The sequence below is a fragment of the Mycobacterium arosiense ATCC BAA-1401 = DSM 45069 genome (assembly GCF_002086125.1).
Classification (GTDB): Bacteria; Actinomycetota; Actinomycetes; order Mycobacteriales; family Mycobacteriaceae; genus Mycobacterium; species Mycobacterium arosiense.
The window spans coordinates 1-348 of the sequence record NZ_MVHG01000272.1 but is presented as its reverse complement, the minus strand read 5'-3'; the positions used below and the strand labels follow the sequence as shown (position 1 = coordinate 348).

Genomic DNA, 348 nt, shown 5'->3' with positions numbered 1-348 from the left:
GCCCTGCGCGACCGCAAGCCCAGGCTGGCGCGCTACGCCCTGGCCTTCGCCTTCGCCATGGTCTGTCTGCTATCGCTGTCGCGCATGCTGCAAGGTGCGCACTTCCTCTCGCACAACCTGTGGACGATGCTGTTCGACTGGCTGATCTGCCTCGGCCTGTACCGCCTGATGCTCTACCGACCGGAGACGCGGGGACAGCGCAACGGCGGCGCCGACGAAAACCGCGTTCAGGAAGACGATTCGTCCGCTCCCAGCACGCCGAACTCGATGGGCACCTTCATGTAGAACAGCCGCACGCCGGCCTGGCGGATCGACTCGAACAGCCGTTCTGCCTGCTCGGGATCGACC

Annotated in this window: 1 protein-coding gene; it reads left to right on the top strand. The window is 65.8% G+C overall.

Translation table 11 applies throughout. The features are described from left to right. Positions 1-285 (top strand): phosphatase PAP2 family protein (locus BST14_RS31875; RefSeq protein WP_211280842.1); only part of this gene is annotated, 285 nt, incomplete at its 5' end. Positions 286-348 lie beyond the last annotated feature (63 nt).